Raw genomic sequence first — 18,489 nt, 5'->3', positions numbered from 1 at the left:
TAAATGTGGTCGCGGTGCACAAACCGGCTGGGTCATCATGGCGTCGGATTCGATTCGCGAACATGACGGACGGGCAGGAGCGGGCTGGACACGACGGGTGTCCACACCCACCCTGCCGGACCGGCCGCCATGGCCGCGAAGCACCGACGAGAGTGAGAAGGCAATGGTCTACATCGAGCGGAACATGACGGCGGACGTCCTCACATGCTGTTACGCGGCCCTGTGAATCCCGATTCCCGGTTGCGTCCCCAGCTTGATTTGAGGCCATTTCCATGTTCGAACCAGTCATAGCGCCAAGCGGCACCCTGCTCGGGCTTCTCCAGCGGGGCCGCGGCGACGGCACGCTGCACGCCCTCGCGGCCCCCCGGCCCGAGGCCCTCGCGGCCCTCAACCAGTGCGTGCTCTTCGACCCGCGCCGGGACTGGCAGGTCGAGAACCGCTCCCTGTACTACGCCCGGCTGTACCTGGACCTCGACGGTCCCCTCGGCGAGATCGAGAACCACCTCCTCAGCGCCGACGACCTCGTCGACGAGGACGACAACAGGACCGGCCTCGCCCTGTCCGTACTCGGTCACCTCGCCTCCTACGGCCGCGACGACGCGCTGATGCTGCTGCGCCGGTACGCCGCCTCCGGGACGAACTGGGCCTGGGCCCTCGACGAACTCGCCCTGCGCGACGATGACGAAGGCCTGCGCGGCCTCGCCGTACCGGTCCTCGCCAGATTCCCCGCCACGGCGGAGGGCGAGGCGAGGCTGGCCGCCGCCGTCCGCGACGCGTACGAGCCCCGGCCGTGGTGGCTGTGGGAAGAGACGCCCGAATTCGGCGAGCGGTTGCGCGCCGCCCGGGAGCAGGGCTCCTTCGACCGCTGGCAGCGCCAGCTGGCACCCAGCGGGCCCCGGCCCGGCTGGGGTGTCCAGGCCGTCTTCGACTGGGCCGCCGACGGGCTGCGCCGCGGTACCCCGCTGCACGTACCCGCCGCGCGATGTCTCGCCGCCGTTGCCGCGCCCGAGGACCGTACGGCGATCCTCGCGGCCGCCGCCGGAGCCTCCGGCGAGGCCGCCCGGGCCACCGCCCTGCACCACCTGGTCCTCGCCGAACCGGAGAACCCGGCCGTCCTGGACCTCATCGAAGCCGCCGGGGACGAGCCCGCCGTGGCCGCCTACGAGCGCATGGGCGGCCCCGCGGCGGTCGACCGGGCCCGGCACTGGGTGCACCGCCCCGACGCCCTGGGAGCGGCCGCGGCGGCCCTCCTGGCCGCCCGGGGCGGAGCCGTGGACGCCGGACTCGTCCTGGGCGCCCTCCGCTCCACCGTCCGCGGTTCGGGCCCGGACAGCCTGCGGCTGTTCACCCTGGTGGACGGAGCCGGCCGGCTCTCCATCGGGTGCGCGGCGCCGGTGCTGCGCCACATCTACCGCGAGACGGCCTCGTCCCACCTTCGCGGCCGCGCCGCCCGCGCTCTGGCCAGCACGGATCCGTCCTTCGCGGCCGGGTTCGCCGTCGAGTGCCTGTGGGACTGCGAGGAGACCACCCGCGAGGTGGCGGCCCGCCACGCCGAAACGGCCGACGCCCGCGTCGCCCCCCGCCTGCGCCGCCTGGCGGCGGACCCGGCGGAGGAGGAAGACGTCCAGTCGGCGGTGCGAAGCCGCATAGCGCCGGAGTCGGCCGTGTAGCTGCGGTGTGGCTGTCGGCGTGTGGCTGCCGTGACGGTGTGGCTGCCGTGACGCTTGGCCGGGACCCGGGCCGGGGGCTTGGGCTGGGGGCCTGGGCTGGGGGCCCGGGCGGTCCCGCAGGCGGTACCGGTCCGGCATCGGCGGTAGCCGCAGCCCGGGCGAGGCTCTTCGGGCCGCCGTGCCCGCTCGGGAACGTGGCCGGCCCCCCGTCCCCCTCTACGCGGCCACGAACCTCACCGCCACGCCCGGACGGGCCTGGGCCGCGGCGTCCAGGGGTGGGCCCGGCGGGATCACGCCCACCACCGGGTAGCCGCCCGTCACCGGGTGGTCGGCCAGGAAGACCACCGGCAAGCCGTCCGGAGGGACCTGGACCGCGCCCAGGACCATGCCCTCACTCGGGAGTTCGCCGCCCCGGGCCCGGATCAGCGGCGGGCCCGCCTCCGTTCGGAGCCCGATGCGGTTGGACATCGCCGAGACCCGGTATCCCGAACGCCAGAGGCCGGCGAGTGAGCCCGGGGTGAACCAGTCCGCCCTCGGGCCCAGCCGCACCGGCAGCACCAGTTCCGAGGGCGGTCCCGGCACGGCCAGCACATCCACCCCGGACACCGGATCCGGCCCCGGCCGGCCCACCGGCAGCACCGCCCCCGCCGTCAACACCGCCGGACCCAGCCCCGACAGCAGGTCCGTGGCACGGCTGCCCAGCACCGGCGGCACGCCGAAGCCTCCCCGCACCGCCACATAGCTGCGCAGCCCCGACTCCGCCCGGCCCACCTCCAGCTCGGCCCCGGCCGGGAGCCACACCGGCGCGCCCCACGCCACCGCGCGCCCTGATGCCCGTACCGCACACGGCGCACCCGTGACCGCCACCGTCACCGGGGCCGACGTCCGCAGCGCGACCCCGTCCAGGGTGGTCTCCAGCGTCGCCGCGTCCGCCGGGTTGCCCAGCAGGCGGTTGGCCAGAGCGTGCGCCGCCGCGTCGAGCGCGCCCGACCGGGGGACACCCAGGTGTGCGTACCCGGGCCGTCCCCGGTCCTGGACGGTGGTCAGGGCCCCGGCCCGGAGCACCAGCAGATCCGTCACGCCCCCGCCTCCTCGAACCGCACCAGCAGATCCGTCACGCCCCCGCCTCCTCGAACCGCACCCGCAGATCCGTCACGCCGTCGCCTCCTCGAACCGCACCCGAACCCCCGGCGCGAACAGCGCCGCCGGTTCCCGCTCCGGGTCCCACAGCACCGCGTCCGTGGTCCCGATCAGCTGCCACCCGCCGGGGGAGGAACGCGGGTACACCCCCGCGTACTCGCCCGCCAGCGCCAGCGAGCCCGCCGGGACGGCCGTACGGGGCGTGTCCCGCCGCGGCACGTGGAAGCGCTCCGGGAGGCCGGTCAGGTATCCGAACCCCGGCGAGAACCCGCAGAACGCCACCCGGAAGACCGTCGCCCCGACGATGCCGGCCACCTCGTCCGCCGCCACCCCCCACAGCTGGGCGACCTCGGCCAGGTCCGGTCCGTCGTACCGCACCGGGACGGTGATCAGCGGCCCCTCGGTCTCCGCGAGCGGTGGTACCTCCCACCCCGCGATCCGGGCCGCGAGCGCCTGCGGCTCCCGTACGCCGTCCAGCAGCACCGTCCGCGCCGCGGGCACGATCTCCCGTACGGGGCCGAGTTCCGCCCGCCGCCGCAGCAACTCGGAGTGCAGCGCGGCCACCTCCGCGGCCGAGCCCAGCTCGACCAGCAGCGCCTCGTCACCCACCGGCAGCACCCTCCGGCCGCTCACGCGAAGGCCTCCACCCGCACCCCAGCGGCGCTCAGCGCCTCCCGGACCCGGCGGGCGAGACCGGCCGCTCCCGGGGTGTCCCCGTGCAGGCACAGCGAACGCGCGGCCACCAGGACCGGGGACCCGTCGGCGGCCGTCACCGAGCCCTCGGCGGCCATCAGTACGGCCCGCGCGACCACCGCGTCCGGGTCGAGCAGCACCGCCCCCGGCTCACCGCGTGGCACCAGCGTCCCGGCCGCCGTGTAGGCGCGGTCGGCGAACGCCTCCGGTACGGGCGTCAGCCCGGCCTCCGCGGCGGCCGCGAGCAGCAGCGACCCGGGCAGCCCCAGGACGGGAAGCCCCCCGGCGGCTGCTCCCCCGGCCGCTGCTCCCTCGGCCGGCGTCCCCCTGGCCGCTGCCCCTTCGGCCCCTTCCCCGACCCCCGCCCCCACGGCCAGCCGGATCCCGGCGACCACCGCTCCCGCCTGGTCCGCGTCGTGCACGGTGCGGTTGTACAGCGCACCGTGCGGTTTCACGTAGGACACCTTGGAGCCGGCCGCCCGCGCGAACACCTCCAGCGCGCCGATCTGGTACGCCACCTCGTCCGCCAGCTCACCGGGCGGCACGTCCATCGAGCGCCGCCCGAAGCCCGCCAGGTCGCGGTACGAGACCTGCGCGCCGATCCGTACGCCGCGCTCGGCGGCCAGCTCGCAGACCCGCCGCATGATGGACGGGTCCCCGGCATGGAAGCCGCACGCCACGTTGGCGCTCGTGACCACCGACAGCAGGGCCTCGTCGTCGGTCAGCGTCCACCGCCCGAACCCCTCGCCGAGGTCTGCGTTGAGGTCGATCGTCGGTGTGATCATGGGATCGATCGGTGTGATCATGGAAGCCATGCGGTGAGCGTAGAACAGGGTCCGCGGCGTCCGGCGAACGATCGAGGGCCGGTCGAGACCCCGTTGAGCGGCTGCGTGGCCGTCGGAACACGCGGCGGGCACCCGAACGCGGACCGGGCGGGGACGATCCGGCCGAACCATGCCGTTTGGGATGTTGTCCGTGTCAGCGCCTAGTCTTTGCCCGTGACTCTCCCTGCCCCGGCGAAGCCCCTACCGTCCCCGGCGCCGGGCCCGGCCGCCGACGAGGGCCTGGCCCGGCGGCTGCGCGCCCTCGCCTGCACCGCCCCGCTGCACGATCTCGACGTACGCAAGGCCAATCTGGCCGGCGAGTACGGGGTCTACGCGATGGCGGAGGTCGCGCTCGCCGCGATCGACCTGGTCACACTCAACATGGACTTCGACACCGGCGCCGACCACGAGCAGATAGTGGCCCGGCTGCTGCCCCGCGTCGCCGCCCAGGCCCCCGCCCGCCCCGCCGCCGAGCACGAGCGGGTGGCCCGCTGGGTGCTGGAGAACCTGATCAACGTCGGAAGTGTCGACCGCGGCTTCCGCGCGATCTACGGCACCTTCGGCCCGGACGGGGTCTACGTACGCCGCGACTACGACTTCAAACTCATCGAGGAAGTCCCCGGGCACGGCGGCGCGGTGTACCTGCGCACCACCGACGAGGCCGTCAACGTGCTGGTCGGCGCCCTCGACACGGACGTCACCAGCGCGCAGATCGCCGCCGAGGTCAAGCTGGAGGTCCTGATCAGCCGGGGCCGCCTCGCCGACGCCCAACTCGCCGCCGAACAAGCCCGCTACCGCACGGTCCAGTACGCGGAAACCCTGCGCCGCACGCTGGACGCGACGCGGCGCAACGTACGCGCGGTGGACTGGCTCCAGGCCGTCCCGGACATGATCGCCGAGGCCCTCGACCACGTCGCCGACCGCTACCGCCACGAGAACGCGATCCTGACGAACATCCGCCGCGCCCGTGACGAAGCGGAGGAGCCGGAGAACAAGCGGCGCGCCGCCGAGCTGGTGGACATCGTCAAGGACTGCATCCGCCGCCACACCCAGCTCCAGTCCCGCCTTCTGGACGCCGGCCCGCTCTTCCGCGCCGAGCAGGACCGCCAGGCCTTCGCGGCCCCGGCACCCCGCTCGGGCATCGACCTGTACGGGCAGCTCGTGGCCCCGGTCCTGCCGCTCCCGCTCTCCCAGGCCACGCGGGTCACGGACGCCTTCTTCGCGGCCGGCACGGGCCTGCGCACGCCCGTCTCCGTCCGCGTCGCCGACCTGGTCGAGATACTCCTCACCCCGCCCGTGGAGCGCGAGCACCTCGGCGTGGAGATGCCGGAGCCCGACCTCATCGCGACCCCGGACGACAGCCGCTTCAGCGAGGAGCAGCTCGCCTGCGCCATGGAGCTCCTGGACCTCCCGCACGACGCCCCGCGCCGCCTGTCCGGCCTGCTCGCGCAGGCCCGCCGCAGCGACCCGGACCTGCCGTACCTGGTGGCCCTGCTGGCGGTCCACGCGGCGAGCCCGGCGGTCGGCACGGCGTACCGCCAGGGCGAGGAGCGGCTGCTCTTCGCCGTGGACGACGGCACCACCCTGGACGACCCGGAATTCGGCGGCGCGGACCTCATCGTCGGCACCGCCCTCCTCGACGCGGCCGGCATGGCAGCGGCCCGCTCGGAGTCGTCATGACCCGCACCGCTGCCCTGGCCGGGCGCGGGACGGAGTTCGCCGCTGCCCTGGCCGGGCGCGGGACGGAGTTCGCCGCCGTGCCGGTGGGGGGTCGGGCTGTGCCCGTTGTTGGCGCGGCCTCGCGGCGGGCTGTGCCCGTTGTTGGCCCGGCCTGGGGTCGGCGTGTGTCCGTTGTTGGCCCGGCTTGGGGTCGGCGTGTGTCCGTTGTTGGCGCGGCCTCGCGTCGGGCTGTGCCTGTTGTTGGCCCGGCCTGGCGTCGGGCTGTGCCTGTTGTTGGCCCGGCCTCGCGGCGGGCTGGGATCGTCGTTGCCCGGGTGGCGAGGCCGCCGCTGGGCGGAGTCCTCCCGGCCGATCCGGGCCTGCCGGTCCCTGGCGCGGTGCGGTGTGCGGCCGGTGCCGTGTCCGTGCGCGGCTGCGGCTGTGGCAGCCTGTCGTCCTCCGAATCCCGCGGGCCGTGGTCCGGCCCGGCCGGGCAGGGTGAGAGCGGCCGTCGCGGGCCAGGCGGGACTTTTAGAACACGCCCTACCCCCCGCGGCAACCCCGCGAGGAGCCCGGGGGCTCGGGGGCCCGCCCCCGATTTCGGGAAGGGGCGGGGTGGGGAACAGAGCCCGCCCGCCGGCACAACCACCGCACACCACGAGAGGCAACACCCGTGAGCGACCACCACGCCGAGCACCCCGCGTGGAGCGAGCCCGACGCACCGTCGGCCCCCGTCACGCACGTGACCACCGGCGGAGTCACCCCGGCGGACGCCGCGGACGCGTCCCGGCTCGTCGCCTTCGGGCTCCAGCCCAAGCTGCTCCCCGCCCGCGACGCCGAGTACGCCGAACTCCTGCGCCGCTACCGCGAGGACCCCGCCTTCGGCCGTCTCGCCGACGCCATCGCCACCGGCCTCGGCCTGGTCGTCCTGGAGGTCTCCCCGCGCGCCGGCATGGCCGTGGCCGCCGGCGAGGACTCCGTCTTCGCCGTCCGCATGGGCGACTACGCCCGCCGCACCGCCGCCGACTCCGCGGACCGCTTCCTGCACGGGCTGGCCCACCTCGCCGTCGCCGCCCTGGCCTTCCCCCGCCCCGAGGACCTCGCCGACGACGGCTACATCGGCCGCATCACCGTCAACGGCGTCGACGCCTTCGTCCGGCAGACCTGCCGCCGCCTGGAGCAACGCGCCGACGAGCTCGGCGAGAACACCGACCCGGCCACCGACGCCCCGGGCCTGGAGGCCGCCTGGCGGGTCTACTCCCGCCGCAGCGCCACCGGCGCCACCAAGGACGCCCGCCGCCTCGCCGGCTCCACCACCGGCATCGTCGGCAAGGCCGCCGCCTTCCTCACCGACTCCGGGTTCCTCCAGCGCACCGGCGACGAGGCCGGAGGCACGTACCGCACCACCCCCCGCTACCAGCTCCAGGTCCGCGACATGGCGGGCAGCTCGGCCATGGCCGAACTCCTGGAACTCGGCGTGGTCCCAGTCAGCGACGGCTCCGCCAGTCTCCTGCCGCCGCCCGAGGGCGACGACCTGGAGCTCGCCGCCGACGCCGGCCTGCCCTTCCACGCCTGACCCGGCCGCCCGACCCAGCTGCCCGACCCGGCCGCCTGAGCCCAACGCCCCGACCGCCGCTCCGCGTACGACCCCCCGTACAACCCCGTAGAACCCCTCCGTACGACCCACGAGACACCACGAGAGTCCGCCGCCATGTACGAGCTGTCCCGGATCCGCCTCTACTCCATCGGGCCCGCCGGTGCGCGCTACGCCGACACCGTGCTCGACCTGCGCGGAGTCGGCGAGCCGGTGCCCCACCCGGCACCCACCCAGGCGGAGTTCTTCGAGGACGAGCCCACCGGCCCGCCGCGCCGCCCCGCGCCCGCCGGCGTGCTCTTCCTGGAGAACGGCGGCGGCAAGTCCGTCCTGCTCAAGCTGATCTTCTCGGTGATGCTCCCCGGCCACCGCAACACCCTCGGCGGCGCCAGCTCCGGCGTCCTGCGCAAGTTCCTGCTCGCCGACGACTGCGGCCACGTCGCCCTGGAGTGGCAGCACACCCAGACCGGCGAGTGCGTCGTCGTCGGCAAGGTCAGCGAATGGCGCGGCCGCCAGGTCTCCAACGATCCGCGCAAGTTCGCCGAGGCCTGGTACTCCTTCCGCCCCGGCCCGGGCCTGAGCCTGGACAACCTCCCCGTCGCCGAGGCCACCGCCGTCCGCCCGCCCGCCGAAGGCGCCTCCGGCGCCCACGGCCGCCGCCGCACCATGAAGGGCTTCCGCGACGCGATCACCGACGCGGGCAAGGCGTACCCGCACCTGGAGGTCTACTGGGAGGAGATCCACGACCGCTGGAACGAGCACCTCACCGAACTCGGCCTCGACCCCGAACTCTTCCGCTACCAGCGCGAGATGAACGCCGACGAGGGCGAGGCCGCCGGCCTCTTCGCGGTCAAGAAGGACTCCGACTTCACCGACCTGCTGCTGCGCGCCGTCACCGACACCCGCGACACCGACGGGCTCGCCGACCTGGTCCACGGCTTCGGCAACAAGCTCGGCCGCCGAGCCGAGCTGATGGCCGAACGGGACTTCACCGCCGGCTCCGTGGACCTGCTCACCAAGATCGTCGAGGCCGGCGAGACCCGGTCCCGGCTGCGCGACGTCCACGCGGGCGCGGAACGCCGTACGCGCACCCTGGCCCGGCGGCTGTCCGCCCGCGCCGCCGAGGAGCGCGGCCGCGCCGCCGACCTCGCCCAGCGGGTCACCGGCGCCGCCCACGCGGTCACCGACGCCGAGTCCGCCCGCGACCGCAGCGCCGCCGTCTCCGCCGAACTCGCCTACCGGCACGCCTCGCTGGCCCTGACCGTCGCCGACAAGGCCGCCGCCGCGCAGCGCCGCGAGCTCCTCGAAGCGCGCACCCTGCACTCCGCCTGGCAGGCCGCCGAGAACGTACTGCGCCACCGCGCCGCCGCCGACCGCTCCGCCCGGGTCGCCGCCGCGATCCTGGAGGCCGAGCGGGACGCCGCCCCGGCGCTGGCCGCGCGCGCCACGGCCGCCGCCGAGCTCGTACGGGCCCTGCACACTGCCGCCGAGCACGGCGAACGGGTCGCCAACGAGGAGGAGGAGCGTTCCGCCGCCCTCCAGGACACCGGCGAGGCCGCCCACCGCGACGCCACCGCCGCCGCCACGGCAGCCCAGCGCGCCCGCAGCGAGGCCGAACACCTCCGCGCCCGCCTCTCCGAGGTCCAGCAGGAAACCGCTGAGGCCGTCCGGGCCGGCTGGCTCGACGACTCGGCGCCCGACGCCGACCCGGCCCGCGCCGCCCTCGCCGCGACCGACGCCGAGAAGACCGCCGTCGCCGCCTGGGACGAGGCCCGCGAGGCCGCCCGCACCGCCGCGGAAACCGCCCGCGAGGCCGCCGCCGCGGAATCCCGCGCCGAACTCACCGCCGCCCGCGCGGCCGACGCCGCCGACGCGGCCGAAGCCGCCTACGAAGCGGAGTCCCGAGCCGCCGCCTCCCTCGCGGAATCCCCCCGCCTGACCGCCCTCCTGGGCCTCCCGGCCGCCCTCCCGGCCGCCCTCCCGCACCCGCGAACAGGCACGCCGACCGGCGTACCCGCGCAGGCCACCGCAGCCGGGCGGGCCGCAGCCGGGCGGGCCGCGGCCGGGCGGGCCGCAGCCGGGCGGGCCGCGGCCGGCCTCGGCCCGGCCGGCGAATCCGGTACGCCGACCAGCGCACCCGGCGCTGCCGGAGGCTCCGCCGGAGCGGTGTCCGTGTCCGGCCTGCCGGGATCCGGCCCAGCCGGTTCGGCCGACGGGGTCGGAACGGCGACCGGCGCTGCCGGGTCGGCCGCGGTTGCCCGGGGTGCTGCTGGGGCCGGAGCAGACACGCCGGTTTCCGGCGCCCAAGCCGGCGCCCCCGGGACCGGCGCCGCCACCAAGGCCGGCTCCGCAGGTCACGGCGCCGCCGGGCAGCCCGGCCTGGGGGCGGGAGCCGCCGGCTCGCGTACCCCGGCCGGCCACCCCGTACCCGCCGGAGGGCTCACCGTCGACGACCTCGACCGGAACGCCGACGACCTCCGCACCCTGCTGACCGACGGAGTCGCATCCGCCGAGCGCCAGCTGTTCGAGCTGCGCACCGCCGCCGCCGACGACGCCCGCATCCTCGGCGCGCTCGGCGACGGCGGGCTGCTGCCGCCCGGCCCCGACGTCCTCGCCACCGTCGAGTACCTCGGCGAACACGGCATCCCCGCCCTCCCCGGCTGGCGCTACCTCGCCCAGTCCGTGGACCCCGCCGACCACGCCGCCGTCCTCGCCGCCCGCCCCGAACTCGTCGACGGCGTCGTCATCACCGACCCCGACACCCACTCCCGGGCCCGCGAGGTCCTCTCCGGCGCCGCACTGCTGCCCCGCTCCACCGTCGCCGTCGGCACCGCGGCCGCCCTGCTGGCCCCCGTACCGCCGACCGGCGCCGAGACCGACTCCTCGGTGTTCCTCGTACCGCCGAACCCGGCCATGCACGACGAGCACGCCGCCGATGAGGAGCGCCAGGCGCTGCGCACCCGCGCCACCGCCCGCGACACCGAGATCCGGGACCTCGCCGCGCGCCTCTCCGGCGACCGCGAGCTCGCCGCCCGCCTCGCCTCCTGGCGAGGCGGCTGCCCGCCCGGCCGCCTCACCGAGCTCGCGGAACAGGCCGCCGCCGCCCGTACCTTCGCCGAGGAGGCGGATACCGAGCTCGCGGAGGCCCGTACCGTACGCGCCGAGGCCGACGAGGCCGCCGCTGACGCCGCCCGCGTCCGCGACGAGCGCCAGGACACCGCCCAGCGCGCCCGCCGCGCCGCCGACGCCCTCGCCGGACTCGCCTTCCGCCTGCGCGAGCGCGCCGGCTGGCAGGCCCGGCTGCGCGAACTCGCCGACGAGGCCGCCGAGTCCGAGGCCCGCGCCGAGGTCTGTCTGGACCGGGCCCGCGCCGCCGACGAGGACCGCCGTGCCGCCCAGCGCGCCGCCGACGACGCCCGCCGCACCGCCCGCGCCCTGCGCGCCGAGCGCGCCGAGATCGCCGGTGTCCCCGAGGCCCTCCCCAAGGACGACACGACGCCGAAGGCCCCGCTCCCCGAACTCCGCGAGGCCTACCGCGCCGCCTCCCAGCTCTACGAGAAGGTCGGCGTCGGTGCCGACCTGCGCGCCGAACAGGCCCGCGCGGAGAGCGACGAGAGCGCCGCCCTCGCCGAACTCGACCGCCTCACCAACAAGGTCCGCACCCGCGCCGCACAGCTCCTCGAAGGCACCGACGGCGCCGACGGACCCTCCCGGCTGGCCGCGGCGGCCCGCGCCGAGTCCCTCGTACAGATGCTGGAGTCCCGTGCGTCCGCGGCCAGTGAGCAGCTCGGCCGGCTGCGCGGCGAGGCCGAACGCCTCGCCCCCGCCGACGGCGAGGCGCACACCGACCTGCCCGAGGAGCTGATCCCCGAGCACGTCGAGCACGCGCAGGCCCTGCTGCGCACCGCCACCGCCCAACTCGCCGCCCACACCGGCGCGGTGGAGACCGCCCGGGCCGCCCACGCCGACCTGCTGCGCGCCCACCGCACCGCCGAGGAGGGCGCCGGCGGCTTCGACGAGACCGCGGCGATGCTGCGGGATCTCCTGCGGGACCACACCCACCAGGAGGACGAGCAGGAGCCGGTGGCCCACCCGGGCAGCCTGGAGGAGGCCCGGCAGTCCGCCGCCGAGGCCCGCCGCTCACTGCGCGGCTGCGCGGCCGACCTCTCGGCCGCCGAATCCGCGGTGCGCGAGGCCAGCGACATCCTGGTCCGGCATGCCAACGCCAACCGCTACGAGCAGGTACGCACCCCCGCGCGCCAGCAGATCCGCGAACTCCCCGCCTCCGCCCTGCCGGAGCACGCGGCGGCCTGGGCCACGGCCTTCGCCCCCCGGCTCCGCGTCCTCACCGACGAGCTGGCGCAGCTGGAGCGCAACCGCGACAGCATCGTCGACCGGCTTCGCGGCCTCGTCGACTCCGCCCTGGCCACCCTGCGCTCCGCCCAGCGGCTCTCCCAGCTCCCCGAGGGCCTGGGGGAGTGGTCGGGCCAGGAGTTCCTGCGCATCCGCTTCGAGGAGCCCGACCAGGCCACCCTCACCGAGCGCCTCGGCGAGGTCATCGACGAGGCGACCCGCGCCGCGGTGAAGAAGAACAGCACCGCATCCTTCGGCGAGGGCCGCCGCGACGGCATGTCCCTGCTGCTGCGCGGAGTGCAGGCGGCGCTGGAGCCCAAGGGCATCTCCGTGGAGATCCTCAAGCCGGACGCGGTGCTGCGCGCCGAGCGCGTCCCGGTCGGCCAGATGGGAGACGTCTTCTCCGGCGGCCAGCTGCTGACCGCCGCGATCGCGCTGTACTGCACGATGGCGGCGCTGCGCAGCAACGACCGCGGCCGCGACAAGCACCGCCACGCGGGCACGCTGTTCCTCGACAACCCGATCGGGCGCGCGAACGCGACGTACCTGCTGGAGCTCCAGCGGGCCGTCTCCGACGCGCTCGGCGTCCAGCTGCTCTACACGACGGGCCTGTTCGACACCACGGCCCTGGCCGAGTTCCCGCTGGTCATCCGGCTGCGCAACGATGCGGACCTGCGCGCGGGCCTGAAGTACATCAGCGTCGAGGAACACCTCCGTCCGGGTCTGCCCCAGCAGTCCCCGGGAGAGGAGACGATCCACGGCGAGATCACGGCGACCCGTATGTTCCGCCGCTCGACGACCGGCGCCTGACCCCCGTCCTCGGCTGCGCCCGCCCCCGCGCCCTCCGCCTGCCTCACCCTCGGCCCAGTCGGCCCACCCCGGCGAAGCCGAGGGCACGGAGGCCCGGGGCAGAAGCCGGGGGCACCAAAGCCGAGGGCACCGAAGCCCAAGGTGCACGGAAGCCGTACGGCCAACCGCGCTGGCCAACCGCGCTGGCCAACCGCGCCGGTCAGCCGCGCCCGGAGCTGGCCTGGTACCGCCTGTCCCCCACCGGAGGCGACCAGGGGGAGCGCCGCCCGCCCTGGCCGACCTGCTGCTGCCGTATTCGCCCCGCCGCGCCCGCCGCGCCCGAGCGGACCTCCCGGCGGGCCTGACGGCGCTCACGGCGGCGGGCCCGCGCCGTACTGCTCGGCTGCGACACCACCCCGTACCGCTGGTTCCACGTCTGACGGGTGATCAGCACGTCCAGCACCCCCCAGGTGGCGACGACGGTGCCGGCTATCGCGCCGAGCGCCATCGGGAAGGCCAGCCAGGAACCGGTGAGGGTGAGGAAGAAGGTGATCGTCGCCTCGGTCAGCGTGACCGCCACGATCAGCACCGCCCGCACCGCGGAGCTCCGCACCGGGTCCGGCATCCGCCACCGCTCGGCCGGCTCCTCCACCCAGAGCCCCCGCCGCGCCGCACCGAAACCCGCGCCGCCGTCCTCGTACATCCCCATGGTTGGCTCCCTCCCCGCGCACGGCCGGTCATACCTACCCGAACGCCCTTACCCCAACGCCCCTACCCCAACGAGTCCCCTCGAACAGGTAGACGTCCGGCAGCCGCGAGAGATTCCCGAATCGTGGGACACCTTGAACGGGTCCGACCCACACGGAACGAATAATTCCAGCCATCCATTCGATTGCGGGAACCGATGCCCCACCAAGTCTCATCCGCCACATATCGGGCCGGTCTTGACCGGAATTGCCGGACAACTCGTGATCTTCATCCCGGAGTCCGGCCGAAAACGTCCGGACACGTCTTCGAAGCCGCTCGGTGGCAGTAGTAGGCTCACGCCGTTTAAATGACGGAACACCAACCCCCGCCAACGGGGTTGAGCTGGGGGAGGCTGGGGAGGCCATGCGCTTTCGCGGAAAGTCCATCCGCCGGAAGATCGTGGCGTTGCTCCTTGTGCCGCTCGTCTCCCTGACCGCCCTCTGGGGCTTCGCCACGGTCATCACCGGCCGGCAGGCTGTCCAACTCCTCGATGTCGCCTACGTCATCGACAAGGTGGGCTACCCCATCGAGGACGTCGTCCGCGTCATCCAGAAGGAACGCCGCCAGACCCTCGTCGTCGTCGGCGACCCCCGTTCCTCCGTCGCCACCGCCGAACTCGCCAAGAGCCGCGCCGCCACCGACGCCGCGGTCGAAAGCATCAGCGTGAACGCGCGGGACCCCGAGGTCATCGACGAGCTCAGCCCCAACGCCGCCCAGCGCCTGCGCTCCATCCTGGACGCCTTCCACGGCATCGCCGCCGTGCGCGTCTCCGTCGACCAGAACAGCCTGGACCCGAGCCAGGCCCTGGAGCTCTACAACCGGCTCGTCGACCCCTGCTACGAGTTCCTCATGAACCTCCACGCCCTCGAGAGCGTGGAGATGGACAAGCAGGGCCGCGCCCTCGTCGGCATCACCCGCGCCCGCGAGACGCTCTCCCGCGAGGACGCCGTCATCGCCTCGGCCCTCGCCGCCCGCAGCGTCAGCGCCGCCGACATCCGGCACGTCTCCGACTTCGCCGCCAACCGCACCCTGCTGTACGAGTTCAACCTCGCCATCCTTCCGGGCACCGACCGCGAGCATTTCGAGGCGTACTGGACCAGCCCCGCGACCAAGCCCCTGCGTGAGGCAGAGGAACGATTCGTCGCCGCCGGCGCGGGCAAGAACCCCCGCAGCGTCACCACCGCCGAGTGGGACGCGGCCGCGACCAAGGTCCTCGACGACCTCGCCACCATGGGCACCGCGGCGGGCGACAGCTACCAGAAGCGCGTCGAGCCCGTCGCCATGGACGTCCTGGTCCAGGCCGCCGTCGCCGGCATCCTCGGCTTCATCGCCCTGATCGTCTCCCTCGTCCTGTCCGTACGCATCGGCCGCGACCTGGTCCGCGACCTGTCCCGGCTCCGCAAGGACGCCCACGAGGCCTCCGGCGTCAGGCTCCCCAGCGTCATGCGCCGCCTCGCCGCCGGCGAACTCGTAGACATCGAGACCGAGGCCCCCCACCTGGAGTTCGAGAAGGACGAGGTCGGCCAGGTCGGCCAGGCCCTCAACACCCTCCAGCGCGCCGCCGTGGAGGCCGCCGTCAAGCAGGCCGAACTCCGCCGCGGCGTGTCCGAGGTGTTCGTCAACCTGGCCCGCCGCAACCAAGTACTGCTGCACCGCCAGCTGACCCTGCTCGACACCATGGAACGGCGCACCGAGGACACCGAGGAACTCGCGGACCTCTTCCGCCTCGACCACATGACCACCCGTATGCGCCGCCACGCCGAAGGCCTGGTGATCCTCTCCGGCGCCGCGCCCTCCCGCCAGTGGCGCAAGCCGGTCCAGCTGATGGACGTCGTACGGGCCGCCGTCGCCGAGGTCGAGGACTACGAGCGCATCGAGGTACGCCGGCTCCCGCGCCTGGGCATCGAGGGCCCCGCCGTCGCCGACGTCACCCACCTCATCGCCGAACTCCTGGAGAACGCCACCGTGTTCTCCCCACCGCACACCGCGGTCCAGGTGCACGGCGAGCGCGTGGCGAACGGCTTCACCCTGGAGATCCACGACCGCGGCCTCGGCATGACCCCGGAGGCGCTGCTCGACGCGAACCTCCGCCTCGCCGAGACCCCCGAGTTCGAGCTTTCCGACACCGACCGGCTGGGCCTGTTCGTGGTCAGCCGCCTCGCCCAGCGTCACGGCGTCAGGGTGGTCCTCCAGCACAGCCCCTACGGAGGCACCACCGCGGTGGTCTTCCTCCCGGCGGACCTGCTGACCGAGGCCCCGGAGACCAACGGCACCGGCATCCGGCTGGCCGAGGGCAAGCGCTCCGGGCGGCCCGCACCGGCCGCCGTCGGGCGCGCGTCAGCCGGCCACCCGCTGCCGCCCGGCGCCCTGCACGGCCCGGTGGAGCTGGAGGCCCCGCTCACCGTCCTGGGGCTGGGCGGTATCGACGGCACCGCCGGCCTCGACGCCCTCGACGAAGCCCCCGCCGGAATCACGGGCCTCACCGGGGTCCGCGGCCGCCCGCCCATGGCCACCCTGGACGACGAGACACCGCCGAACGGCACCCCGCGCAGCGCCCTGCTGGGCCTGCGCCCGGCGGAACGGCCGCACCCCGGCCGGAACCCGCAGCGCGGCGGCGCCTGGAAGGGCGACCGGATCGGCGGAGACCGCACCGGCGGCGACTGGACGGGCGGGGACCGCAACAGCGGAAACCGCAACGGCGGCGACGGCAGCCGAGGCAGCGGCGAAGCCCGGATAGGCGGCGACTGGACCGGCGGCGACCGCAAGGGCAGCGATGGCACCCGCGGCATCGGCGGAGACCGGATCAGCGGCGACCGGACCAGCGGAGACCGGACCGGCAGCGATGGCACCCGCGGCATCGGCGGAGACCGGATCAGCGGCGACCGGACCGGCAGCGATGGCACCCGCGGCGGCGCAGACCGCATCGGCGGCGACCTCGACCGCGAGCCGCTGGCGCCCACCGGACCGGTCCGGCGCGAGCGCCCCAGGGCGGACGCCGTCCGCGTCGACGGCCCCCGCGCCTCCGGAGCCGTACCGCTCCCGCGCCGCCGCCCCACCCCGACCCTGGTCGCCGAGCACGGCCGCCGCGTGGAGCCCCGCCCGGTCTCCGCGGTCCCGCAGCCCGCGCCCGAGTCCGCGCCCGAGTCCGCGTCCGCGTCCGCGTCCGAAGAGGCGAGGGCCAAGCCCGCCAAGCCCGTCACGCCCGGCCAGGGCACCGGCACCGGCACCGGCCCGGGAGGGCTGCCCCGCCGGGTCCGCCAGGCCAGCCTGGCCCCCCAGCTCAAGAACGCCCCGGCGCCCGCGCCCGCCGAAGCCGCCGCCGAGCAGCTGGAGGACCGCGACGCCGAGGACGTACGCAGGCGCATGTCCGCACTCCAGCGCGGCTGGACGGCCGGACGCATCCACTACGCACAGCAGCAGTCCGAGACCGCGGCCGGCACTTCCGCCGCCACCGGTCCTGCGAACGAGAACGAGGGGGACGGTCGATGACCGCACCGCAGACCGGCAACGACACCAGGGGCCGCGGCTCCGGCCCGCTCAACTGGCTCCTCGACGAGCTCGTCGACCGGGTCGGCAGCATCCGCAAGGCGGTGGTCCTGTCCAGTGACGGACTGCCCACCGGCAACTCCAAGGACCTGACCCGCGAGGACAGCGAGCACCTGGCGGCGGTGGCCTCCGGCTTCCACAGTCTGGCCAAGGGCGTCGGCCGCCACTTCGACTCCGGCAAGGTCCGCCAGACCGTGGTCGAGCTGGACGAGGCCTTCCTCTTCGTCATGGCGGCCGGCGACGGCAGCTGCCTGGCCGTGCTGGCCGACGCCGACTCCGACGTCGGCCAGGTCGCGTACGAGATGACCCTGATGGTCAAGCGAGTCGGCGACCACCTGGCGACCGCCCCGCGGACCGGGCTGCCAGCCGGAGGGTGAGTCGGACGGCATGAGCGATTCAGGCCAGGACCACCCCGCCTTCACCCCCGGCATCACCCCCGCCATCACCCCTGAGGGAACTCCGGCCCCCGCCCTCGCCCACCCGCACTGGTTCGACGACGACGCCGGCCCCGTGGTCCGCCCGTACGCCATGACCCGCGGCCGGACCAGCCACGCGGGCCAGCACCGGCTCGACCTGATCGCGCTCGTCGTCGCCGAAGCGGCGGCCGACGATCCGGTCTGGGACATGACCCTGTCCCCGGAACACGCCCACATCCTCGGGCTGTGCCGGGAACGCCCGCAGTCGGTCGCCGAACTCGCGGCCGAACTCGATCTCGCGATCGGGGTCGTCCGGGTCCTGATCGGCGACCTCGTCGACGACGAACTGGTCCATGTGACCCGGCCGGTACCGCCGGCCGAACTGCCCGATGAATCCATTCTGCGTGAGGTGATCGATGGCCTTCGGGCGCTCTAGCCGCACCGGCGCGATGCATGCCGTGTCGCCGGTCGAGCCGCTGACCCTGAAGATCCTGGTCGCGGGCGGCTTCGGGGTGGGCAAAACCACCCTGGTCAGTGCGGTGAGTGAGATCAGACCGCTGCGGACCGAGGAACAGCTCTCGGAACCGGGCATCGGTGTCGACGACACCGGGGGAGTGGAGGGCAAGAGCACCACGACCGTCGCCATGGACTTCGGGCGCATCACGCTGCGCGAGGACCTGGTGCTGTACCTGTTCGGCACGCCCGGCCAGGACCGGTTCTGGTTCCTGTGGGACGAACTGGCCCAGGGCTCGCTCGGCGCCGTGGTCCTCGTCGATACCCGCCGCCTCGCCGACTGCTTCGCCGCCATCGACTACTTCGAGCGGCGCGGCATCCCGTTCGTGGTCGCGGTCAACTGTTTCGACGGCGCCGACCGGCATCCGGTGGTCACCGTGCGGGAGGCACTGGACCTCGATCCCGAGGTGCCGGTGCTGCTGTGTGACGCGCGCGACCGGGAGTCCGTCAAGGACGTGCTGGTGGGGGTCGTGGAGCACGCGATGTCACTGGCGCGGGCCCGGCGGCAGAGCCTGACGACGGGGGCCTGAGGGGCGGGGGCCTGA

The 18,489-nt window shown here is 74.9% G+C and carries 12 protein-coding genes; 8 read left to right on the top strand and 4 right to left on the bottom strand.

The window, feature by feature from the left end:
- Positions 1 to 272 precede the first annotated feature (272 nt).
- Entirely contained in the window at positions 273 to 1,670 is a 1,398-nt protein-coding gene (locus tag J7I97_RS35580) for a HEAT repeat domain-containing protein (RefSeq protein ID WP_214943955.1), read from the top strand.
- 216 nt (positions 1,671 to 1,886) lie between these two features.
- Here the strand turns inward: J7I97_RS35580 and J7I97_RS35575 are convergent, their stop codons facing one another.
- From J7I97_RS35575 to J7I97_RS35565, 3 genes are all read right to left on the bottom strand, one after another.
- Complete coding sequence (locus J7I97_RS35575; protein WP_214943952.1) at positions 1,887 to 2,750, bottom strand: biotin-dependent carboxyltransferase family protein; 864 nt, start codon at positions 2,748 to 2,750, stop codon at positions 1,887 to 1,889.
- Between the two features lie 72 nt (positions 2,751 to 2,822).
- Complete coding sequence (locus J7I97_RS35570) at positions 2,823 to 3,443, bottom strand: allophanate hydrolase subunit 1 (protein ID WP_214943950.1); 621 nt, start codon at positions 3,441 to 3,443, stop codon at positions 2,823 to 2,825.
- On the bottom strand, positions 3,440 to 4,288 hold the full coding sequence (locus tag J7I97_RS35565) for a LamB/YcsF family protein (RefSeq protein ID WP_214944039.1): 849 nt from the start codon (positions 4,286 to 4,288) through the stop codon (positions 3,440 to 3,442). The genes J7I97_RS35570 and J7I97_RS35565 overlap by 4 nt, the downstream gene beginning before the upstream one ends.
- A gap of 213 nt (positions 4,289 to 4,501) precedes the next feature.
- Here J7I97_RS35565 and J7I97_RS35560 point away from each other — a divergent pair, with 213 nt between their 5' ends.
- The 3 genes from J7I97_RS35560 to J7I97_RS35550 all read left to right on the top strand — a co-directional run bounded on the left by J7I97_RS35560 (position 4,502) and on the right by J7I97_RS35550 (position 12,743).
- On the top strand, positions 4,502 to 6,007 hold the full coding sequence (locus J7I97_RS35560) for a hypothetical protein (RefSeq protein WP_308365822.1): 1,506 nt from the start codon (positions 4,502 to 4,504) through the stop codon (positions 6,005 to 6,007).
- Positions 6,008 to 6,659: 652 nt separating this feature from the next.
- Positions 6,660 to 7,562 (top strand): hypothetical protein, encoded by a 903-nt coding sequence (locus J7I97_RS35555; RefSeq protein ID WP_214943946.1) that lies wholly within the window; start codon positions 6,660 to 6,662, stop codon positions 7,560 to 7,562.
- A 135-nt stretch (positions 7,563 to 7,697) separates the two neighbouring features.
- Positions 7,698 to 12,743, top strand: a complete 5,046-nt coding sequence (locus J7I97_RS35550) for a hypothetical protein (protein WP_214943944.1) — start codon at positions 7,698 to 7,700, stop codon at positions 12,741 to 12,743.
- 199 nt (positions 12,744 to 12,942) lie between these two features.
- Here J7I97_RS35550 and J7I97_RS35545 read toward each other — a convergent pair whose 3' ends face one another.
- Entirely contained in the window at positions 12,943 to 13,431 is a 489-nt protein-coding gene (locus J7I97_RS35545) for a hypothetical protein (protein ID WP_251051707.1), read from the bottom strand.
- A 401-nt stretch (positions 13,432 to 13,832) separates the two neighbouring features.
- On the opposite strand from J7I97_RS35545, the gene J7I97_RS35540 reads away from it, so the two are divergent.
- The 4 genes from J7I97_RS35540 to J7I97_RS35525 are packed head-to-tail and all read left to right on the top strand — an operon-like array spanning position 13,833 to position 18,474.
- On the top strand, positions 13,833 to 16,958 hold the full coding sequence (locus J7I97_RS35540; protein ID WP_214943942.1) for a nitrate- and nitrite sensing domain-containing protein: 3,126 nt from the start codon (positions 13,833 to 13,835) through the stop codon (positions 16,956 to 16,958).
- Positions 16,955 to 17,392, top strand: coding sequence for a roadblock/LC7 domain-containing protein (locus tag J7I97_RS35535; RefSeq protein ID WP_214943940.1), 438 nt, complete (start codon positions 16,955 to 16,957; stop codon positions 17,390 to 17,392). The genes J7I97_RS35540 and J7I97_RS35535 overlap by 4 nt, the downstream gene beginning before the upstream one ends.
- 10 nt (positions 17,393 to 17,402) lie before the next feature.
- Positions 17,403 to 17,867 carry a DUF742 domain-containing protein gene (locus J7I97_RS35530; protein WP_251051704.1) on the top strand — a complete coding sequence of 155 codons (465 nt, stop codon included), beginning with the start codon at positions 17,403 to 17,405 and terminating at the stop codon, positions 17,865 to 17,867.
- Complete coding sequence (locus J7I97_RS35525) at positions 17,848 to 18,474, top strand: ATP/GTP-binding protein (RefSeq protein WP_214943938.1); 627 nt, start codon at positions 17,848 to 17,850, stop codon at positions 18,472 to 18,474. The genes J7I97_RS35530 and J7I97_RS35525 overlap by 20 nt, the downstream gene beginning before the upstream one ends.
- Positions 18,475 to 18,489 lie beyond the last annotated feature (15 nt).

The sequence above is a fragment of the Streptomyces sp. ISL-87 genome (assembly GCF_018614095.1).
In the GTDB taxonomy this organism is placed as follows: Bacteria; Actinomycetota; Actinomycetes; order Streptomycetales; family Streptomycetaceae; genus Streptomyces.
This window is presented reverse-complemented; position numbering and strand designations above follow the sequence as displayed.

Excerpts from the sequence above, each read along its gene's own strand:
- J7I97_RS35535 (WP_214943940.1), top strand. The coding sequence starts at position 16,955 with ATGACCGCACCGCAGACCGGCAACGACACCAGGGGCCGCGGCTCCGGC.
- J7I97_RS35565 (WP_214944039.1), bottom strand. The coding sequence starts at position 4,288 with ATGATCACACCGACGATCGACCTCAACGCAGACCTCGGCGAGGGGTTC.
- J7I97_RS35540 (WP_214943942.1), top strand. The coding sequence starts at position 13,833 with ATGCGCTTTCGCGGAAAGTCCATCCGCCGGAAGATCGTGGCGTTGCTC.
- J7I97_RS35550 (WP_214943944.1), top strand. The coding sequence starts at position 7,698 with ATGTACGAGCTGTCCCGGATCCGCCTCTACTCCATCGGGCCCGCCGGT.
- J7I97_RS35545 (WP_251051707.1), bottom strand. The coding sequence starts at position 13,431 with ATGGGGATGTACGAGGACGGCGGCGCGGGTTTCGGTGCGGCGCGGCGG.
- J7I97_RS35525 (WP_214943938.1), top strand. The coding sequence starts at position 17,848 with ATGGCCTTCGGGCGCTCTAGCCGCACCGGCGCGATGCATGCCGTGTCG.
- J7I97_RS35530 (WP_251051704.1), top strand. The coding sequence starts at position 17,403 with ATGAGCGATTCAGGCCAGGACCACCCCGCCTTCACCCCCGGCATCACC.
- J7I97_RS35580 (WP_214943955.1), top strand. The coding sequence starts at position 273 with ATGTTCGAACCAGTCATAGCGCCAAGCGGCACCCTGCTCGGGCTTCTC.